Source organism: Pseudomonas sp. JL27(2026), assembly GCF_056933555.1.
In genome coordinates, this window is sequence record NZ_CM167794.1 from 5286048 (window position 1) to 5307500 (window position 21453).

Here is a 21453-nt window from a genome sequence, read left to right on the forward strand (position 1 = left end):
CCTTGCCTAAAGGGCTGAATCAGCCTTGTTTTTTGGTAACAGTTTCGACGATGTGCGACGGAGCTGTATTGTATTTTTTGAATTCCATAGAGTAGCTTGCGCGACCTTGGGACATGGAGCGGACGTCGGTCGCATAACCGAACATCTCACCCAACGGAACCTCGGCACGAATTACTTTGCCGGAAACCGTATCTTCCATACCCAGGATCATGCCGCGACGACGGTTAAGGTCGCCCATCACGTCACCCATATAGTCTTCAGGCGTAACAACCTCTACCGCCATGATCGGCTCAAGCAACTCACCACCGCCCTTCTGGGCCAGTTGCTTGGTCGCCATGGAAGCAGCCACCTTAAACGCCATCTCGTTGGAGTCGACGTCGTGGTAAGAACCATCGAACACGGTAGCCTTCAGGCCGATCAGCGGATAGCCGGCAACAACGCCGTTCTTCATCTGCTCTTCGATACCCTTCTGGATCGCCGGGATGTATTCCTTAGGAACCACACCACCCACAACCTCGTTCACGAATTGCAGACCTTCCTGACCTTCGTCAGCAGGAGCAAAACGAATCCAGCAATGGCCGAACTGGCCACGACCGCCGGATTGACGAACGAACTTGCCTTCGATTTCACAGTTCTTCGTGATGCGCTCACGATAGGAAACCTGAGGCTTACCGATGTTGGCTTCGACGTTGAACTCACGGCGCATCCGATCAACCAGGATGTCCAGGTGCAGCTCGCCCATGCCAGAGATGATCGTTTGACCAGTCTCTTCATCAGTTTTAACGCGGAAAGATGGATCTTCCTGAGCAAGTTTGCCCAGAGCGATACCCATTTTTTCCTGGTCATCCTTGGTCTTAGGCTCAACGGCAACCGAAATAACCGGCTCCGGGAAGTCCATGCGAACCAGGATGATTGGCTTGGCAGCGTCGCACAAAGTCTCACCAGTGGTGACGTCCTTCATGCCGATCAAGGCCGCGATGTCACCAGCGCGCACTTCCTTGATTTCTTCACGGGCGTTTGCGTGCATTTGCACCATACGACCCACGCGCTCTTTCTTGCCCTTGACCGAGTTGATCACGCCGTCGCCGGAGGCCAACACGCCCGAGTAAACGCGGACGAAAGTCAAGGTACCCACGAATGGGTCGGTAGCGATCTTGAACGCCAGAGCCGAGAACGGCTCGTCGTCGTTCGCATGACGCTCCATCTGCTTTTCCTCGTCATCCGGGTCAGTACCCTTGATGGCAGGAATGTCGGTAGGAGCCGGCAGGTAGTCGATAACGGCGTCGAGAACCAGGGGAACACCCTTGTTCTTGAAGGAAGAACCGCAAACAGCCAGAACGATCTCACCAGCGATAGTACGCTGACGCAGAGCGGCCTTGATTTCCGCGTTGGTGAGTTCTTCACCTTCGAGGTACTTGTTCATCAGCTCTTCGCTGGCTTCGGCCGCAGCCTCAACCATATTGCCGCGCCACTCGTTAGCCAGTTCCTGCAGCTCGGCAGGGATAGGCTCGCGACGTGGAGTCATGCCTTTGTCAGCGTCATTCCAGTAAACAGCTTCCATGGACATCAGATCGATCTGACCCTGGAAGTTGTCTTCGGAACCGATAGCCAACTGGATTGGCACCGGAGTGTGACCCAGACGCTGCTTGATCTGACCGATCACGCGCAGGAAGTTCGCACCAGCACGGTCCATCTTGTTTACGTAAACAAGACGTGGAACGCCGTACTTGTTGGCTTGACGCCATACGGTTTCCGACTGAGGCTCAACACCCGAGGTACCACAGAACACAACGACCGCGCCGTCGAGAACACGCAGGGAACGCTCAACTTCAATGGTGAAGTCAACGTGGCCCGGGGTGTCAATGACGTTGAAACGGTACTGATCTTTGTGCTGCTTCTCGGAACCCTGCCAGAAGGCGGTAATGGCAGCAGAAGTAATGGTAATACCACGCTCCTGCTCCTGAACCATCCAGTCTGTGGTCGCGGCGCCGTCATGCACCTCGCCCATCTTGTGACTTTTGCCAGTGTAAAAAAGGACGCGCTCGGTGGTGGTGGTTTTACCAGCATCCACGTGAGCGACGATACCGATGTTACGGTAGCGACTAATCGGAGTAGTACGAGCCATAAAGCCCTCGCAAAATTAGTGAAGCTAAAATTAGAAGCGGTAGTGCGAGAAAGCTTTGTTAGCTTCGGCCATACGGTGCACGTCTTCACGCTTCTTAACAGCAGCACCTTTACCTTCAGCAGCGTCCAACAGTTCGCCGGCCAAACGCAGAGCCATAGACTTCTCACCGCGCTTACGGGCGAAGTCTACCAACCAGCGCATTGCCAGGGCGTTACGACGGGACGGACGAACTTCGACCGGAACCTGGTAAGTAGCACCGCCTACACGGCGCGACTTCACTTCGACCAGCGGAGCGATGGCGTCGAGAGCTTTCTCGAAGATTTCCAGGGGATCGCTGTTCTTGCGTTCTTTAACCTTTTCCAGCGCGCCATAAACGATACGCTCGGCAACGGCTTTCTTGCCGCTTTCCATCACGTGGTTCATGAACTTGGCCAGGATTTGGCTTCCGTATTTTGGATCGTCAAGCACTTCGCGCTTGGCTGCTACGCGTCTTCTTGGCATGGATAAGCCCTCAAACGGTCTTCAGGTTCGCTCGGAATCGGTGCCCTTTCGGGACGCCTCCGACCTTACTCTTATCGACTCAGAAAAATAGATAATTCAGTTTTTACAAAAAGCCGCTACTACTTAGGCTTCTTGGTACCGTACTTCGAACGACCCTGGTTACGACCTTTAACGCCGGAAGTATCCAAAGAACCGCGTACGGTGTGGTAACGAACACCTGGCAAGTCTTTTACACGACCGCCGCGGATCAGTACCACGCTGTGCTCTTGCAGGTTGTGGCCTTCACCGCCGATGTACGAGGAAACCTCGAAACCGTTGGTCAGACGCACACGGCATACTTTACGCAGTGCCGAGTTAGGTTTTTTCGGCGTGGTGGTATACACACGGGTGCATACGCCACGACGTTGCGGGCAGTTCTGCAGCGCAGGTACGTCGGATTTCTCGACGATACGCTTACGCGGCTGACGTACCAGCTGGTTGATAGTTGCCATCTACTAGCTCCACTGTTGTCTTGCGACGCTATTGTCTTGCAAGAAAAGCAAAATGGCAGGAACGAATTCCCGCCAAATTTAGGGGTACAAGAGTCTAAAGAGGATCTTGCCCCCAGTCAAGGCAAGGCCCCGACCTCCCCACTCATCGAACCTCGACAAATTGCCTCGATTCGATGAGCGGAAGCGCCAGGGCCCCACACTTATTTATCGCAGAACTCAGTTACCGCTCGAGTTCAGCGCTTCGGTCAGTGCAGCTTCCACTTCACTGGCGCTTACGCGCAACGGTTTGTCAGCATCACGGCGGCGCTTACGCTCGCTGTGATAAGCCAGACCGGTACCCGCCGGGATCAGACGACCCACGACTACGTTTTCTTTCAGGCCGCGCAGGTAATCGCGCTTGCCGGTTACCGCCGCCTCGGTCAGTACGCGAGTGGTCTCTTGGAAAGAGGCCGCCGAGATGAACGATTCGGTGGACAACGACGCCTTGGTGATACCCAGCAGAACGCGAGTGAACTTGGAAACGAACTTGTCGTCGCCAGCCAAACGCTCGTTCTCTACCAGAACGTGAGTCAATTCCATCTGGTCGCCCTTGATGAAACTGGAATCGCCGGATTCAGCGATTTCAACTTTACGCAGCATCTGACGCAGGATGGTCTCGATGTGCTTATCGTTGATCTTCACGCCTTGCAGACGGTAAACGTCCTGGATCTCGTTAACAATGTACTTGGCCAGCGCACTCACACCCAGCAAACGCAGGATGTCGTGTGGATCGCTCGGGCCGTCGGAGATAACTTCGCCGCGGTTTACCTGCTCGCCTTCGAACACGTTCAGGTGACGCCACTTCGGAATCAGCTCTTCGTACGGATCGCTACCGTCGTTCGGGGTGATAACCAGACGGCGCTTGCCTTTGGTCTCTTTACCGAACGCGATGGTGCCGCTGACTTCAGCCAGAATCGAGGCTTCTTTCGGACGACGGGCTTCGAACAAGTCGGCAACACGCGGCAGACCACCGGTGATGTCGCGAGTTTTCGAAGTTTCTTGCGGGATACGAGCGATAACATCACCGATCGCGATCCGCGCACCATCCGCAACACCGACCAGGGCGTTGGCTGGCAGGAAGTACTGAGCGATTACGTCAGTGCCTGGCAGCAACAGATCCTTGCCGTTGTCATCAACCATCTTCACAGCAGGACGGATATCTTTACCGGCCGCTGGACGGTCTTTGGCGTCGAGTACTTCAATGTTGGTCATACCGGTCAATTCGTCAGTCTGACGCTTGATCGTGATGCCTTCTTCCATGCCTACGTAGGTCACGGTACCTTTCATTTCGGTAACGATTGGGTGAGTGTGCGGATCCCACTTGGCCACGATTGCGCCAGCGTCGACCTTGTCACCTTCTTTAACCGAAATCACAGCACCGTACGGCAGCTTGTAACGCTCGCGCTCACGACCGTAGTCATCAGCGATTGCCAGCTCACCGGAACGGGACACAGCAACCAGGCAACCATCCACTCGCTCAACGTGCTTCAGGTTATGCAGACGGACGGTACCGCCATTCTTCACCTGAACGCTGTCGGCTGCGGAGGTCCGGCTTGCCGCACCACCGATGTGGAACGTACGCATTGTCAGCTGGGTACCCGGCTCACCGATCGACTGTGCAGCGATTACGCCGACAGCTTCACCGATGTTCACCTGGTGACCACGAGCCAGGTCACGGCCGTAGCACTTGGCGCAAATGCCGTAGCGGGTTTCGCAGCTGATCGGCGAACGCACGATCACTTCGTCGATGCTGTTCAGCTCGATGAACTCGACCCACTTCTCGTCTACCAGAGTGCCGGCAGGAACGATAACTTCCTCGGTACCTGGCTTGAATACGTCACGGGCAATAACACGACCCAATACGCGCTCACCCAACGGCTCTACAACGTCACCGCCTTCAATGTGCGGAGTCATCAGCAGACCGTGTTCGGTGCCGCAATCGATCTCGGTTACAACCAGATCCTGCGCTACGTCTACCAGACGACGAGTCAGGTAACCGGAGTTCGCCGTTTTCAACGCGGTATCCGCCAGACCTTTACGAGCACCGTGAGTGGAGATGAAGTACTGAAGTACGCTCAAACCTTCACGGAAGTTCGCAGTAATCGGCGTTTCAATGATGGAACCGTCCGGCTTGGCCATCAGGCCACGCATACCGGCGAGCTGACGGATCTGCGCAGCAGAACCCCGTGCGCCCGAGTCGGCCATCATGTACATCGAGTTGAAGGACTCTTGCTCGACTTCGACGCCATGGCGGTCGATGACTTTCTCTTTCGAGAGGTTGGCCATCATCGCCTTGGAAACTTCGTCGTTCGCCTTGGACCAAAGGTCGATCACTTTGTTGTACTTCTCGCCCTGGGTTACCAGGCCGGAGGCGTACTGACTTTCGATCTCTTTCACTTCATCGGTGGCAGCACTGATGATGCGGGCTTTTTCATCCGGGATAACGAAGTCGTTAACACCGATGGAAACGCCGGAAATGGTCGAATAGGCAAAACCGGTGTACATCAACTGGTCAGCAAAGATCACGGTCTCTTTCAGACCAACCACGCGGTAGCACTGGTTGATCAGCTTGGAGATCGCCTTTTTCTTCATTGGCAGGTTGACGACGTCGTACGACAGACCTTTTGGCACAACCTGGAACAACAGCGCACGACCGACAGTGGTGTCGACGATACGGGTGTTGCTTACGCTGCCGCCATCACGGTCGTTGACGGTTTCGTTGATCCGGACTTTAACCTTGGCGTGCAGTGCGGCTTCGCCGGCACGGAACACACGGTCAACTTCCTGCAGATCCGCGAACACACGACCTTCGCCCTTGGCGTTGATCGCTTCACGCGTCATGTAGTACAGACCCAATACAACGTCCTGCGACGGAACGATGATTGGCTCACCGTTGGCTGGCGACAGAATGTTGTTGGTCGACATCATCAACGCACGCGCTTCCAACTGGGCTTCCAGTGTCAGCGGTACGTGCACGGCCATTTGGTCGCCGTCGAAGTCGGCGTTGTACGCGGCGCAGACCAGCGGGTGCAGCTGGATAGCCTTACCTTCGATCAGAACCGGTTCAAATGCCTGGATACCCAGACGGTGAAGGGTCGGTGCACGGTTGAGAAGAACCGGGTGTTCGCGGATAACTTCAGCGAGAACGTCCCACACTTCCGGCAGCTCGCGCTCGACCATCTTCTTGGCAGCTTTGATGGTGGTCGCGAGACCACGCATTTCCAGCTTGCCGAAAATGAACGGCTTGAACAGCTCGAGAGCCATTTTCTTCGGCAGACCGCACTGATGCAGACGCAGGGTCGGACCAACGGTAATTACCGAACGACCCGAGTAGTCAACACGCTTACCGAGCAAGTTCTGACGGAAACGACCTTGCTTACCCTTGATCATGTCAGCCAGGGATTTCAGAGGACGCTTGTTGGAACCGGTGATAGCGCGGCCACGACGACCGTTGTCGAGCAGGGCGTCGACGGCTTCCTGCAACATACGCTTTTCGTTGCGCACGATGATGTCCGGAGCGGACAGATCAAGCAGGCGCTTCAAGCGGTTGTTACGGTTGATCACTCGACGATACAGATCGTTGAGGTCGGAAGTCGCGAAACGACCGCCGTCCAATGGGACCAGTGGACGCAGATCTGGCGGCAGAACCGGCAGAACGGTCAGCACCATCCACTCTGGCAAGTTGCCGGAACCCTGGAAGGCTTCCATCAACTTCAGACGCTTGGACAGCTTCTTGATCTTGGTTTCGGAGTTGGTTTGCGGAATTTCTTCGCGCAGACGGCCAATCTCGTGTTCCAGGTCGATAGCGTGCAGCAGTTCACGGACAGCTTCGGCACCCATGCGGGCATCGAAATCGTCGCCGAACTCTTCCAGCGCTTCGAAGTACTGCTCGTCGTTGAGCAGCTGACCTTTTTCAAGGGTGGTCATGCCTGGATCGATAACGACATAGCTCTCGAAGTAGAGAACGCGTTCGATATCACGCAGGGTCATGTCCATCAGCAAGCCGATACGCGACGGCAGCGATTTCAGGAACCAGATGTGGGCAACTGGCGAGGCCAGTTCGATGTGCGCCATGCGCTCACGACGAACTTTTGCCAGTGCGACTTCAACGCCGCACTTCTCGCAGATCACACCACGGTGCTTCAAGCGCTTGTACTTACCGCACAGGCACTCGTAATCCTTTACCGGGCCAAAGATCTTGGCGCAGAACAGGCCGTCACGCTCAGGTTTGAACGTACGGTAGTTGATGGTTTCCGGCTTTTTAACTTCACCGAACGACCACGAACGGATCATCTCAGGCGATGCCAATCCGATACGGATGGCGTCGAACTCTTCGACTTGACCCTGGTTTTTCAGCAAATTCAGTAGGTCTTTCAAGGCCTTTCCTCCTGGCGGAGCAGAGAGCGGGCAATCCTGCCCCGCTCTCATTCGCGTCACGTGTTATTCGGTTTCCAGATCGATATCGATGCCGAGGGAACGAATTTCCTTGATCAACACGTTGAAGGACTCGGGCATGCCCGGCTCCATACGGTGATCGCCGTCCACGATGTTTTTGTACATCTTGGTCCGGCCGTTCACATCGTCCGACTTCACTGTGAGCATTTCTTGCAGAGTGTATGCAGCACCGTATGCTTCCAGTGCCCAGACCTCCATCTCCCCGAAACGCTGACCACCGAACTGCGCCTTACCACCCAGCGGCTGCTGGGTAACCAGGCTGTACGAACCGGTAGAACGAGCGTGCATCTTGTCGTCTACCAAGTGGTTCAGCTTCAGCATGTACATGTAGCCAACGGTAACCGGGCGCTCAAACTTGTTGCCGGTACGGCCGTCAGTCAGCTGCATCTGGCCGCTTTCTGGCAGGTCTGCCAGTTTCAGCATGGCCTTGATTTCGCTTTCCTTGGCACCGTCGAACACCGGAGTAGCCATCGGTACGCCGCCACGCAGGTTCTTCGCCAGATCCAGGATTTCCTGGTCCGAGAAGTCGTCAAGGCTCTCTTGACGCCCGCCGATCTCGTTGTAGATCTCGTGCAGGAACTTACGCAGCTCGGCAACCTTGCGCTGCTCTTCGATCATACGGTTGATCTTCTCGCCCAGACCTTTAGCCGCGAGGCCCAGGTGGGTTTCAAGGATCTGACCAACGTTCATACGCGAAGGTACGCCCAACGGGTTGAGGACGACGTCGACCGGGGTGCCATTGGCATCGTGCGGCATGTCTTCAACCGGCATGATCACGGAGACCACACCTTTGTTACCGTGACGACCGGCCATCTTGTCGCCCGGCTGGATGCGGCGACGGATTGCCAGGTAAACCTTGACGATTTTCAGCACACCTGGAGCCAGGTCATCGCCCTGCTGCAGTTTGCGCTTTTTGTCTTCGAACTTGTCGTCCAGCAGACGGCGGCGATCAACGATGTAGGCCTGAGCCTTCTCGAGCTGCTCGTTCAGAGCATCTTCAGCCATGCGCAGTTTGAACCACTGGCCGTGCTCAAGACCGTCGAGAACTTCGTCGGTGATTTCCTGACCTTTCTTCAGGCCGGCGCCGCCTTCGGCTTTGTGACCGACCAGGGCGGAACGCAGACGTTCGAAAGTCGCGCCTTCAACGATACGGAACTCTTCGTTCAGGTCCTTGCGGATCTCGTCGAGTTGAGTCTTCTCGATCGACAGTGCACGAGCATCACGCTCAACGCCGTCGCGGGTGAAGACCTGTACGTCGATAACAGTACCTTTGGTACCGGTAGGTACACGCAGGGAAGTGTCTTTAACGTCGCTGGCTTTTTCACCGAAGATCGCACGCAACAGCTTTTCTTCTGGAGTCAGTTGGGTCTCGCCTTTCGGAGTGACCTTACCGACCAGAATGTCGCCTGCGCCAACTTCAGCACCTACGTAAACGATACCGGCTTCGTCCAGCTTGTTCAGTGCAGCCTCACCCACGTTCGGGATGTCTGCAGTGATTTCCTCTGGCCCAAGCTTGGTGTCACGCGCCACACAGGTCAGTTCCTGAATGTGGATCGTGGTGAAACGGTCTTCCTGAACAACACGTTCCGACAGGCAGATGGAGTCTTCGAAGTTGAAGCCGTTCCATGCCATGAAGGCGATGCGCATATTCTGACCCAGAGCCAGCTCACCCATATCGGTGGACGGGCCGTCGGCCATGATGTCGCTACGCTGAACCCGATCACCCTTGCTCACCAGCGGACGCTGGTTGATGCAGGTGTTCTGGTTGGAACGGGTGTATTTGGTCAGGTTGTAGATGTCGACACCAGCTTCACCGGTTTCAACTTCGTCATCAGCAACACGAACCACGATACGGCTGGCATCAACGGAATCGATCACGCCGCCACGACGAGCCACGACGCAAACGCCGGAGTCGCGAGCCACGTTACGCTCCATGCCGGTACCGACCAGCGGCTTGTCAGCGCGCAGGGTTGGTACAGCTTGACGCTGCATGTTCGAACCCATCAACGCACGGTTGGCGTCATCGTGCTCGAGGAACGGGATCAGCGACGCAGCAACCGAAACAACCTGCTTCGGCGATACGTCCATCAAGGTGACGTCTTCCGGCGCCTTGACGGTGAACTCGTTCAAGTGACGAACAGCTACCAGCTCGTCGATCAGGACTTTCTTGTCGTTCATCGTGGCCGAAGCCTGAGCGATCACGTGATCGGCTTCTTCGATGGCGGACAGGAAAACGATCTCGTCGGTGACCAGAGCGTCTTTCACCACACGGTACGGGCTCTCAAGGAAGCCGTACTGGTTGGTGCGCGCATAGGCGGCCAGGGAGTTGATCAGACCGATGTTCGGACCTTCCGGCGTTTCAATCGGGCATACACGACCGTAGTGAGTCGGGTGTACGTCACGCACTTCAAAGCCAGCACGCTCACGAGTCAAACCGCCAGGGCCGAGTGCAGAAACACGACGCTTGTGGGTGATCTCGGACAGCGGGTTGTTCTGGTCCATGAACTGGGACAGCTGGCTGGAACCGAAGAACTCTTTCACCGCCGCAGCCACTGGCTTGGCGTTGATCAGGTCTTGCGGCATCAGGCCTTCGCTTTCAGCCATCGACAGACGCTCTTTGACCGCACGCTCAACACGTACCAGGCCAACGCGGAACTGGTTCTCGGCCATTTCGCCTACACAGCGAACGCGACGGTTACCCAGGTGGTCGATGTCATCGACGATGCCTTTGCCGTTACGGATGTCGACCAGGGTCTTCAGTACCGCGACGATGTCTTCTTTGCACAACACGCCCGAACCTTCGATCTCGGTACGACCGATACGACGGTTGAACTTCATCCGGCCGACCGCAGACAGGTCATAGCGCTCAGGGCTGAAGAACAGGTTGTTGAACAGAGTCTCGGCAGCGTCTTTGGTTGGCGGCTCGCCTGGACGCATCATGCGATAGATCTCGACCAGCGCTTCCAATTGGTTGCTGGTGGAGTCGATCTTAAGAGTATCGGAGACGAACGGACCGCAGTCGATATCGTTGGTGTACAGAGTTTCGATGCGAACAACCTGGGCCTTGGCGACTTTTGCCAGGATCTCAGTGTTCAGCTCGGTGTTGCACTCTGCCAGGATTTCGCCGGTTGCCGGATGCACGATGGCCTTGGCGGTAGTGCGGCCCAGGACGTAGTCCAGAGGCACTTCCAGGGTCTTGAGACCGGCTTTTTCGATCTGGTTGATGTGGCGCGCAGTAATACGGCGACCAGCTTCAACGATGACCTTGCCCTTCTCGTCCTGAATATCAAGAACAGCGATTTCACCACGCAGACGCGAAGCAATCAGTTCCAGACTGAGGGTTTCGCCGCTCAGGTGGAAAACGTTGGTGGTGTAGAACGCGTCCAGCACTTCTTCAGTGGTATAGCCCAGCGCGCGCAGCAGTACCGATGCAGGCAGCTTGCGACGACGGTCGATACGCACGAATACGCAGTCTTTCGGGTCGAACTCGAAGTCCAGCCACGAACCGCGGTAAGGAATGATGCGCGCGGAGTACAGCAGTTTACCGGAGCTGTGCGTCTTGCCACGGTCGTGGTCGAAGAACACGCCCGGGGAACGGTGCAGCTGGGAAACGATTACACGCTCGGTACCGTTGATTACAAAGGTACCGTTCTCAGTCATCAGGGGGATTTCACCCATGTAGACTTCTTGCTCTTTGATGTCCTTGATCGCTTTGTTCGACGATTCTTTGTCGAAAATGATCAGGCGCACTTTTACCCGCAAAGGTACGGCGTAAGTTACACCGCGCAATACGCATTCTTTGACATCAAATGCCGGTTCGCCCAGGCGATAACCGACGTACTCCAGCGCAGCATTGCCGGAGTAGCTGATGATCGGGAAAACGGATTTGAAGGCCGCATGCAGGCCCACGTCGCGGAACTGATCTTTAGTCGCTCCCGCTTGCAAGAATTCACGATACGAATCCAGCTGGATGGCCAGGAGGTACGGCACATCCATGACGTCCGGCAACTTGCTAAAGTCCTTGCGGATACGTTTTTTCTCAGTATATGAGTAAGCCATCAGCGTTCCCCAGCTTGGTCACCTGCTTGTTTGGCCCCTCCCGACGGGAGCAGCCAGAAAATCGTGCAAACCCCATGGTTTGCGCCACCGCATCGGGTGGTTACAGCTCGCAATCAGCACCGACCCAGTCGGCTGCCAATAACGGAAAAAGGCCGGTGGCAAGAGCCACCAGCCATCAGCCTTTCGCTTAACGCTCGGGCTGGAGACGCAAAGTCGATGCTTACTTCAGCTCGACTTTAGCGCCTGCTTCTTCCAGAGTTGCTTTGGCTTTGTCAGCTGCGTCTTTCGAAACAGCTTCCAGAACCATGGCAGGAGCGCCGTCAACTACAGCCTTGGCTTCTTTCAGGCCCAGACCGGTCAGTTCACGTACTGCCTTGATCACGTTAACTTTCTTCTCGCCAGCTTCGGTCAGCATGACGTTGAATTCAGTTTGCTCTTCAACAACAGCAGCAACAGCTGCAGGACCTGCGGAAGCAGCGGCAGCGGAAACGCCGAACTTCTCTTCCATGGCCTTGATCAGCTCAACGATTTCCAGAACGGATTTTTCGCCGATTGCTTCGATGATTTGGTCGTTAGTCAGAGACATGACTATAAATTCCTGTATTGGGGTGACAGCCTACGCGGCCATCGAAATAAACAATAAACGCTGAAAGGAGTCGCTCAGCCTTAGGCTGCAGCAGCTTCTTTCTGGTCGCGAAGTGCCGCCAGAGTACGAGCCAATTTGCTGGTAGCGCCTTGAATCACGCTCATCAGCTGGGAGATTGCTTCGTCACGGGTCGGCAGGCTTGCCAGTACGTCGATCTGATTAGCTGCGAGGAACTTGCCCTCGAACGCAGCTGCCTTGATCTCGAACTTATCCTGACCCTTTGCGAACTCTTTGAAGATACGGGCAGCAGCGCCCGGATGTTCTTTGGAGAATGCAATCAGGGTCGGGCCGGTGAACACGTCGTTGAGCACGTCATATTGAGTGCCAGCAACGGCGCGCTTGAGCAGGGTGTTACGTACAACGCGTACGTAAACGCCAGCTTCACGAGCCTCTTTACGGAGTCCGGTCATAGCGCCAACTGTCACGCCGCGGGCATCAGCCACAACAGCAGACAGGGCAACTTGGGCAGCCTCGTTGACTTCAGCGACGATGGCCTTCTTGTCTTCGAGTTTAATTGCCACGGGTTTAACTCCTGCTTGTTACCGTTTCATCCAGCCGAAGCCAGATGTCGTTTTGGTGTCTGATTCGGTAAGGAACCGGGAGCACCATCTGCGTAGGCTTGAGGTTTAAGACTTGCGTCGCCTACGGTCTTGGATAGCCCCCGCCAGGCAGGGACCCCAATTTTTCAATTGGCGCGATCGCTCGCGCCAATGTATTACTTATACGTCCAGCGAGCCTTGGTCGATGACCAGACCTGGGCCCATAGTGGTGCTCAGGGTAACGCGCTTGACGTAGATACCTTTCGAAGAAGCCGGCTTGATACGCTTCAGATCAGCGATCAGGGCTTCAACGTTTTCCTTCAGCTTGACAGCGTCGAAACCGACCTTGCCAACGGAAGTGTGGATGATGCCGTTTTTGTCGGTGCGATAACGAACCTGACCAGCCTTGGCGTTTTTAACCGCGTTAGCTACGTCTGGAGTTACGGTGCCGACTTTAGGGTTAGGCATCAGACCACGTGGACCGAGGATCTGACCCAACTGACCTACAACGCGCATTGCATCCGGGGATGCGATAACTACGTCATAGTTCAGGTCGCCGCCTTTCATTTCGGCAGCCAGGTCGTCCATGCCTACGCGATCAGCGCCGGCGGCCAGAGCAGCTTCAGCTGCTGGGCCTTGGGTGAACACAGCAACGCGAACAGTCTTGCCAGTGCCGTGTGGCAGCACAGTAGCGCTACGAACAACCTGGTCAGATTTACGCGGGTCAACACCCAGGTTTACAGCGACGTCTACCGACTCGCTGAACTTGACGGTCGACAGCTCGGTCAGGAGAGCAGCTGCGTCAACGAAGCTGTAGGCCTTGCCTGCTTCGATTTTGCCGGCGATAGCCTTTTGGCGCTTGGTCAGCTTAGCCATTACACACCCTCCACGTTAAGGCCCATGCTACGAGCAGAACCGGCGATAGTACGCACGGCTGCTTCCATATCAGCTGCAGTCAGATCCGCGTTTTTGGTTTTCGCGATTTCTTCCAGCTGAGCACGAGTTACAGTGCCAACCTTAACGGTGTTTGGACGAGCGGAACCGCTAGTCAAACCAGCAGCCTTCTTCAGCAGAACCGAAGCTGGGGTCGACTTGGTTTCGAACGTGAAGCTACGGTCGCTGTAGACAGTGATGATCACTGGAGTCGGCAGACCTGCTTCAAGACCCTGAGTACGGGCGTTGAAAGCCTTGCAGAATTCCATGATGTTCACGCCGTGCTGACCCAGAGCAGGACCAACAGGTGGGCTTGGGTTAGCCTGAGCGGCCTTCACTTGCAGCTTGATGTAAGCGGTAATCTTCTTGGCCATGAGGCACTCCAATTACGGGTTCAAACGCCTCGAGAGGCTCCCCGGTTACTTGCGCGTTTATCCCAGTGACGACAAAACCCCACAGCCTAGGGCTGCGGGGTTGGGATGCTTGTTCAGTTAGACCTTTTCGACCTGGCTGAACTCTAGCTCTACCGGAGTAGAGCGACCGAAAATGAGCACCGCCACTTGGATCCGGCTCTTTTCGTAGTTAACTTCTTCGACAGTGCCATTAAAATCAGCAAATGGACCATCGGTAACACGAACCACTTCACCCGGCTCGAACAACGTCTTCGGCTTCGGCTTGTCGCTACCATCAGCAACGCGACGCAGAATTGCTTCTGCCTCTTTATCGGTGATTGGTGCAGGCTTATCAGCAGTACCGCCGATAAAACCCATCACACGAGGAGTATCCTTGACCAAGTGCCAAGTACCCTCGTTCATATCCATCTGGACCAACACATAGCCAGGGAAGAACTTACGTTCACTTTTGCGTTTCTGGCCATTACGCATTTCAACCACTTCTTCAGTGGGAACCAGAATTTCGCCGAAGCCATCTTCCATGCCAGCCAGCTTTACGCGCTCTACCAGCGAGCGCATAACATGCTTCTCGTAACCCGAGTAAGCATGCACAACATACCAACGCTTAGCCACGGGACACCCTTAGCCAACAATCAAGGAAACAAGCCAACCAAGCAGGGAATCAAGCCCCCACAACAGCAACGCCATAACCAGAACAACAGCCACCACAATCAGGGTGGTCTGCGTGGTTTCTTGGCGAGTTGGCCACACGACTTTACGAATTTCGGTGCGAGCTTCCTTGACCAGTACAAAGAAAGACTTGCCCTTGGCAGTCTGCAGGCCTACAAAGGCAGCTACAGCAGCAATAGCAAGCAAAGCAAGTACACGGTACAGGATCGGCGAAGCAGAATAATACTGATTGCCAACAACGCCAACAACCACCAAAGCGACTACTACAAGCCACTTGAGCAGATCGAAGCGAGAGCCTTGAGCTTCAGCCTTAGGAGTCATCTATGAAGATCCTGTGAAAAGAAAGCCAGACACACGAAGTGAATCTGGCAGGTCAGGAGGGAATCGAACCCCCAACCTACGGTTTTGGAGACCGTCGCTCTGCCAATTGAGCTACTGACCTAAAACAAAATCAGGCCGACCATTATGCCGGCCCGAAAAAGACATTACAACAATTTACTCGATAACCTTGGCTACGACACCAGCACCGACGGTACGACCGCCTTCACGGATAGCGAAACGCAAGCCATCTTCCATTGCGATGGTTTTGATCAGAGTGACCGTCATCTGGACGTTATCACCTGGCATTACCATCTCAACACCTTCTGGCAATTCGCAGTTACCAGTCACATCAGTCGTACGGAAGTAGAACTGTGGACGGTAACCTTTGAAGAACGGAGTGTGACGCCCGCCTTCTTCCTTGCTCAGAACGTAAACCTCTGCTGTGAACTTGGTGTGCGGCTTAACGGTACCCGGCTTAACCAGGACCTGACCACGCTCAACATCATCACGCTTGGTGCCACGCAGCAATACGCCACAGTTCTCACCAGCACGACCCTCATCGAGCAGCTTGCGGAACATCTCAACACCAGTACAAGTAGTTTTGACAGTGTCACGAAGACCAACAATCTCAACTTCTTCCTGGATGCGGACAATACCACGCTCAACACGACCAGTCACAACCGTACCACGACCAGAAATCGAGAATACGTCTTCAATTGGCATCAGGAACGGCTTATCGATAGCACGCTCAGGCTGCGGAATGTAGCTATCCAGCGTCTCAACCAACTTCTTGACGGCAGTAGTGCCCATCTCGTTGTCATCTTGGCCGTTCAGAGCCATCAGAGCCGAACCAATGATGATCGGAGTGTCGTCACCCGGGAAGTCGTAAGTGCTCAGCAGATCGCGCACCTCCATCTCAACCAGCTCCAGCAGCTCAGCATCGTCAACCATGTCAGCCTTGTTCAGGAAGACAACGATGTACGGAACGCCAACCTGACGGGACAACAGGATGTGCTCACGAGTTTGCGGCATCGGACCATCAGCGGCCGAGCAAACCAGAATAGCGCCATCCATCTGAGCAGCACCGGTAATCATGTTTTTTACGTAATCGGCGTGACCTGGGCAGTCAACGTGCGCATAGTGACGCACAGCCGAATCGTACTCAACGTGAGCAGTGTTAATGGTGATGCCACGAGCTTTTTCTTCTGGGGCGCTATCGATCTTATCGAAGTCAACCTTTGCCGAACCGAAAACCTCGGAGCAGACGCGAGTCAGAGCAGCTGTCAAAGTAGTTTTACCGTGGTCAACATGACCGATAGTACCTACGTTGACGTGCGGCTTATTACGTTCGAACTTTTCCTTAGCCATCGAAATCACCCCAGCAGAAGAATTAGCGAGTCACACAAGCCATTAAAACAAAGGCAGATATTTTCATATCTGCCTTGTTATATGGAGCTCTTGAGCGGATTTGAACCGCTGACCTCACCCTTACCAAGGGTGTGCTCTACCAACTGAGCTACAAGAGCGAAACACTTTGCACGACCTGCAAACTTGGAGCGGGTAGCGGGAATCGAACCCGCATCATCAGCTTGGAAGGCTGAGGTTCTACCACTAAACTATACCCGCAGAGCTTGCAGCTCACGCTTAAATATGGTGGAGGGGGAAGGATTCGAACCTTCGAAGTCGTAGACGTCAGATTTACAGTCTGATCCCTTTGGCCGCTCGGGAACCCCTCCTAAGCGAGCCGGCATTTTACATCACGCCGACCTTCTGTCAAGCATTTTTCTCATTAAAAACCTGAGCTTAGCTGCATTGACACCGCTTCGTACTTTCCGTCTCAAGAGACGTTCACTGCGAAGCGGGCGCCATTCTATGCAACCTATTCGACAGTTGCAACCCCCTCGCACGGCATTATTTTGTGTTTTAACTCATTGAATTCATTAACAAGCTCCTGAATGAAGGATTCCTCCACCAGATGCTGACTTTCTGGCGCGATTCGCAACCAGTAACCTGAAGAACCAGGGGGAGCCATCGACAGTCGCTGAACCTTGATATTGAGGCTGCTCATCCTCTGCTCAAGCCGCTGGAGCGCCTCTTGACGAGCGAATCCTCCCATATAGATGCAATGGCTTTCAACCGGCGCAAACTTACCCTTGTCTCTTGCCATAGCAGCATCCCCAGTCTCGCTCAGCAAGCGTATGTCCTGCTGCGAACCTCGGTACAAACTCAACGGCGTGACATCCTTCGCACGAAGGGGAGCCTCCTGCTGATGCCAGACATAATAGAAACCATTGAGAACCAGCAACAGCAAAAACAACCAACGCATAGAAACCTCAGGACAATGGGCAAGCCATGGCCAATCCTACAAACACAAGATCCGGAACCACTCGCGCCTCCGGCACCACGCCTGCAACCAGAACCGCATCACCACCAGTGAGGAATACTGCAAACTCTCCCCCCCAGTAACTGCGGGCAAGCTCCATCTGAGCAAGAACAAAGCCCCTCAACATGTGCACGCACCCACGCTCCACAGCCTCTACCGTTGTTCGACCCGGCTCGAGATTCTCCAGCGCCCTTGCGGCCGAAAGATCGTCATAGCGGATTCGCCGGGTATGCGTGCGCAACTGATTTCGCATCAAAGGCATCCCCGGGCAAATAAATCCGCCCAGGTGCTCGCCATCTGCCGCAATAAAATCTGCAGTTAGCGCCGTGCCAAAGTCGAGCACCAGGCACGCCCCCCCAGCGAGATGAAAGCCACCAAGCATCGCAAGCCAACGATCAAGCCCTAGCCGCTCGTAATCATCATAACCATTGCGAACGCCAGACATCTCACGAGCGGGCACGGCACAGGAAACAGTGACCGCAAAGGCATCTTCCAACAAGGAAACAAGCGCACAGGTCTCCTCACTCGTCCGCACACTGACAAGACGACAATGTCTAAGAGCAAGGCCATCACAGCTGCCCAGGCTTTCCAGGAGGGCTAGATCGGAGTCAACCACCCCCTCCTCAAACAAACTCGCAGCATCCGCATGCAGCACTCGCCACTTAATGAAGCTATTTCCGCAGTCGAGCTCAAGAATCATCGCGCAACCTCAGACTTAGCTCTCCGCCACTAAAGACCTTTTCCACACCACCAACACTCAAACGCAAAGCACCTTGCCCATTGATCCCCATGACCACACCATCAACCTGGTTAACGCCGGCAACCAATGAAACCGAGCGCCCCTGCCACAGATGCCCTTTTTCCCACTCCCCCTGAAGCGCTACAAATCCTTCAGACCGGTGGCGACTCAAATGCTTCCGAAGCACATCACTCAGAAGCGCTACAACATGATTACGATCAAATGCCCGCCCAGCCTCAAGCCGCATAGAGGACCATTGCTGATCAACTTCATCAGCAACCTGCATATTCACATTGATCCCGATCCCCAAAACCACATGACATACGTCAGCCGGATCACCAACCAGCTCTAATAATATGCCGGCGATTTTTTTCCGACCCACCAGGACATCGTTGGGCCACTTCAAGCCCGCCCTCGTAACACCCAGCTCGCGCAGTGTTTGCATAACCGCAAGACCGACAACAAGGCTAAGCCCCTCCAGCTGGCGCATCCCGCCATCCATACGCAGAACAAGACTGTAGTAAATGTTCTCTGCGATCGGACTCACCCATTTGCGACCACGCCGCCCACGACCAGAAACTTGTCGCTCAGCAAGCACAACAAACGGCGCAGCCACACCTCTCTCAATAAAGCGCAAGGCCTCGGCATTAGTGGAGTCAATAGAGTCAAAGACGAATACAGGCCAGGCACAGGCAGACGAATACCGAGATATCTCGACAGGGTCGAGCAGTGCAACCGGCGTGGCAAGCTGATAACCACGACCACGCACCTTGTGAATTGAAAGACCCAACTCCGCCTCAAGATGCTGGAGTTGCTTCCACACAGCACTACGACTGATGCCCAAGGCAGCGCCCAACACTTGGCCTGAATGGAAGCGGCCATCCCCCAGGAGTTTTAACAACGTCAGCATGCGTGCCTCGCCTCAGAATGAGGCCCGCATGATAGCCATGCCTTGAGCTGTTGCATAGAAACCCAGCGGAACAGCTTTTTTCGCAGGCAAAACAAAACCCCTACCTGCATACGCAGATAGGGGTTTCGGAATTCAATCTTGACGATGACCTACTCTCACATGGGGAAACCCCACACTACCATCGGCGATGCATCGTTTCACTGCTGAGTTCGGGATGGGATCAGGTGGTTCCAATGCTCTATGGTCGTCAAGAAATTCGGGTACTGAGTCGTGGCCAGCAGGCCTCGCTTCAGCAAATTGGGTATGTGGTAGGTTTCGGTGTTTTGCAAGAGTCGAACTTTCGGTTCATTTCGTCTTCACACACCGCAATCTGGTGCCTTTTCAGGTCAACAAATTGCTTGGGTGTTATATGGTCAAGCCTCACGGGCAATTAGTATTGGTTAGCTCAACGCCTCACAGCGCTTACACACCCAACCTATCAACGTCGTAGTCTTCGACGGCCCTTCAGGGAACTCAAGGTTCCAGTGAGATCTCATCTTGAGGCTAGTTTCCCGCTTAGATGCTTTCAGCGGTTATCTATTCCGAACATAGCTACCCGGCAATGCCACTGGCGTGACAACCGGAACACCAGAGGTTCGTCCACTCCGGTCCTCTCGTACTAGGAGCAGCCCCTCTCAAATCTCAAACGTCCACGGCAGATAGGGACCGAACTGTCTCACGACGTTCTAAACCCAGCTCGCGTACCACTTTAAATGGCGAACAGCCATACCCTTGGGACCGGCTTCAGCCCCAGGATGTGATGAGCCGACATCGAGGTGCCAAACACCGCCGTCGATATGAACTCTTGGGCGGTATCAGCCTGTTATCCCCGGAGTACCTTTTATCCGTTGAGCGATGGCCCTTCCATACAGAACCACCGGATCACTAAGACCTACTTTCGTACCTGCTCGACGTGTCTGTCTCGCAGTCAAGCGCGCTTTTGCCTTTATACTCTACGACCGATTTCCGACCGGTCTGAGCGCACCTTCGTACTCCTCCGTTACTCTTTAGGAGGAGACCGCCCCAGTCAAACTACCCACCATACACTGTCCTCGATCCGGATAACGGACCTGAGTTAGAACCTCAAAGTTGCCAGGGTGGTATTTCAAGGTTGGCTCCACGCAGACTGGCGTCCACGCTTCAAAGCCTCCCACCTATCCTACACAAGCAAATTCAAAGTCCAGTGCAAAGCTATAGTAAAGGTTCACGGGGTCTTTCCGTCTAGCCGCGGATACACTGCATCTTCACAGCGATTTCAATTTCACTGAGTCTCGGGTGGAGACAGCGCCGCCATCGTTACGCCATTCGTGCAGGTCGGAACTTACCCGACAAGGAATTTCGCTACCTTAGGACCGTTATAGTTACGGCCGCCGTTTACCGGGGCTTCGATCAAGAGCTTCGCGCTAGCTAACCCCATCAATTAACCTTCCGGCACCGGGCAGGCGTCACACCCTATACGTCCACTTTCGTGTTTGCAGAGTGCTGTGTTTTTAATAAACAGTCGCAGCGGCCTGGTATCTTCGACCGGCATGAGCTTACGGAGCAAGTCCTTCACCCTCACCGGCGCACCTTCTCCCGAAGTTACGGTGCCATTTTGCCTAGTTCCTTCACCCGAGTTCTCTCAAGCGCCTTGGTATTCTCTACCCAACCACCTGTGTCGGTTTGGGGTACGGTTCCTGGTTACCTGAAGCTTAGAAGCTTTTCTTGGAAGCATGGCATCAACCACTTCGTGTTCTAAAAGAACACTCGTCATCAGCTCTCGGCCTTAGAATCCCGGATTTACCTAAGATTCCAGCCTACCACCTTAAACTTGGACAACCAACGCCAAGCTGGCCTAGCCTTCTCCGTCCCTCCATCGCAATAACCAGAAGTACAGGAATATTAACCTGTTTTCCATCGACTACGCTTTTCAGCCTCGCCTTAGGGACCGACTAACCCTGCGTCGATTAACGTTGCGCAGGAAACCTTGGTCTTTCGGCGTGGGTGTTTTTCACACCCATTGTCGTTACTCATGTCAGCATTCGCACTTCTGATACCTCCAGCAAGCTTCTCAACTCACCTTCACAGGCTTACAGAACGCTCCTCTACCGCATCACCTAAGTGATACCCGTAGCTTCGGTGTATGGTTTGAGCCCCGTTACATCTTCCGCGCAGGCCGACTCGACTAGTGAGCTATTACGCTTTCTTTAAA

At 54.6% G+C, this 21453-nt stretch carries 15 protein-coding genes, 4 tRNA genes and 2 rRNA genes (1 of these 21 cut by a window edge); all 21 read right to left on the minus strand.

The window, feature by feature from the left end; genetic code table 11:
* Positions 1-19: 19 nt before the first annotated feature.
* The gene (gene fusA, locus AC1Z1G_RS24180) at positions 20-2125 is read right to left on the minus strand and encodes an elongation factor G (protein ID WP_347902283.1); all 2106 of its coding nucleotides are present in this window, start codon (positions 2123-2125) and stop codon (positions 20-22) included.
* A gap of 30 nt (positions 2126-2155) precedes the next feature.
* Positions 2156-2626 (minus strand): 30S ribosomal protein S7, encoded by a 471-nt coding sequence (gene rpsG, locus AC1Z1G_RS24185; protein WP_002555493.1) that lies wholly within the window; start codon positions 2624-2626, stop codon positions 2156-2158.
* Between the two features lie 119 nt (positions 2627-2745).
* A complete protein-coding gene (rpsL, locus tag AC1Z1G_RS24190) occupies positions 2746-3117 on the minus strand; it encodes a 30S ribosomal protein S12 (RefSeq protein WP_002555494.1) in 372 nt (123 codons plus the stop codon).
* A gap of 216 nt (positions 3118-3333) precedes the next feature.
* Complete coding sequence (gene rpoC / locus AC1Z1G_RS24195; protein ID WP_483622828.1) at positions 3334-7533, minus strand: DNA-directed RNA polymerase subunit beta'; 4200 nt, start codon at positions 7531-7533, stop codon at positions 3334-3336.
* A gap of 63 nt (positions 7534-7596) precedes the next feature.
* Entirely contained in the window at positions 7597-11670 is a 4074-nt protein-coding gene (rpoB, locus tag AC1Z1G_RS24200) for a DNA-directed RNA polymerase subunit beta (protein WP_483622829.1), read from the minus strand.
* Between the two features lie 220 nt (positions 11671-11890).
* The gene (gene rplL / locus AC1Z1G_RS24205) at positions 11891-12256 is read right to left on the minus strand and encodes a 50S ribosomal protein L7/L12 (RefSeq protein WP_008073881.1); all 366 of its coding nucleotides are present in this window, start codon (positions 12254-12256) and stop codon (positions 11891-11893) included.
* A gap of 80 nt (positions 12257-12336) precedes the next feature.
* Positions 12337-12837, minus strand: a complete 501-nt coding sequence (rplJ, locus tag AC1Z1G_RS24210; protein ID WP_259496991.1) for a 50S ribosomal protein L10 — start codon at positions 12835-12837, stop codon at positions 12337-12339.
* Positions 12838-13035: 198 nt separating this feature from the next.
* Positions 13036-13731 carry a 50S ribosomal protein L1 gene (rplA, locus tag AC1Z1G_RS24215; protein ID WP_092306067.1) on the minus strand — a complete coding sequence of 232 codons (696 nt, stop codon included), beginning with the start codon at positions 13729-13731 and terminating at the stop codon, positions 13036-13038.
* The gene (gene rplK, locus AC1Z1G_RS24220; protein ID WP_095147410.1) at positions 13731-14162 is read right to left on the minus strand and encodes a 50S ribosomal protein L11; all 432 of its coding nucleotides are present in this window, start codon (positions 14160-14162) and stop codon (positions 13731-13733) included. The genes rplA and rplK overlap by 1 nt, the downstream gene beginning before the upstream one ends.
* A 117-nt stretch (positions 14163-14279) precedes the next feature.
* Positions 14280-14813 carry a transcription termination/antitermination protein NusG gene (nusG, locus tag AC1Z1G_RS24225; protein WP_003186097.1) on the minus strand — a complete coding sequence of 178 codons (534 nt, stop codon included), beginning with the start codon at positions 14811-14813 and terminating at the stop codon, positions 14280-14282.
* A gap of 9 nt (positions 14814-14822) precedes the next feature.
* Complete coding sequence (gene secE, locus AC1Z1G_RS24230; protein ID WP_009045851.1) at positions 14823-15191, minus strand: preprotein translocase subunit SecE; 369 nt, start codon at positions 15189-15191, stop codon at positions 14823-14825.
* Between the two features lie 45 nt (positions 15192-15236).
* Positions 15237-15312 (minus strand) — tRNA-Trp (locus AC1Z1G_RS24235).
* A gap of 53 nt (positions 15313-15365) precedes the next feature.
* Positions 15366-16559, minus strand: coding sequence for an elongation factor Tu (tuf, locus tag AC1Z1G_RS24240; protein ID WP_007896619.1), 1194 nt, complete (start codon positions 16557-16559; stop codon positions 15366-15368).
* Positions 16560-16641: 82 nt separating this feature from the next.
* Positions 16642-16717 (minus strand) — tRNA-Thr (locus AC1Z1G_RS24245).
* A gap of 26 nt (positions 16718-16743) precedes the next feature.
* Positions 16744-16817: transfer RNA gene (locus tag AC1Z1G_RS24250), tRNA-Gly, on the minus strand.
* A 25-nt stretch (positions 16818-16842) separates the two neighbouring features.
* Positions 16843-16927 (minus strand) — tRNA-Tyr (locus AC1Z1G_RS24255).
* 143 nt (positions 16928-17070) lie between these two features.
* The gene (locus tag AC1Z1G_RS24260; RefSeq protein ID WP_483622832.1) at positions 17071-17517 is read right to left on the minus strand and encodes a hypothetical protein; all 447 of its coding nucleotides are present in this window, start codon (positions 17515-17517) and stop codon (positions 17071-17073) included.
* Between the two features lie 7 nt (positions 17518-17524).
* Entirely contained in the window at positions 17525-18274 is a 750-nt protein-coding gene (locus AC1Z1G_RS24265) for a pantothenate kinase (RefSeq protein ID WP_483622834.1), read from the minus strand.
* The gene (birA, locus tag AC1Z1G_RS24270; protein WP_483622835.1) at positions 18264-19223 is read right to left on the minus strand and encodes a bifunctional biotin--[acetyl-CoA-carboxylase] ligase/biotin operon repressor BirA; all 960 of its coding nucleotides are present in this window, start codon (positions 19221-19223) and stop codon (positions 18264-18266) included. Before birA ends, AC1Z1G_RS24265 begins: the two co-directional genes overlap by 11 nt.
* 136 nt (positions 19224-19359) lie before the next feature.
* Positions 19360-19475: ribosomal RNA gene (gene rrf, locus AC1Z1G_RS24275) — 5S ribosomal RNA — on the minus strand.
* A gap of 157 nt (positions 19476-19632) precedes the next feature.
* Positions 19633-21453, minus strand: a 23S ribosomal RNA gene (locus AC1Z1G_RS24280); it runs 1071 nt beyond the window's last position.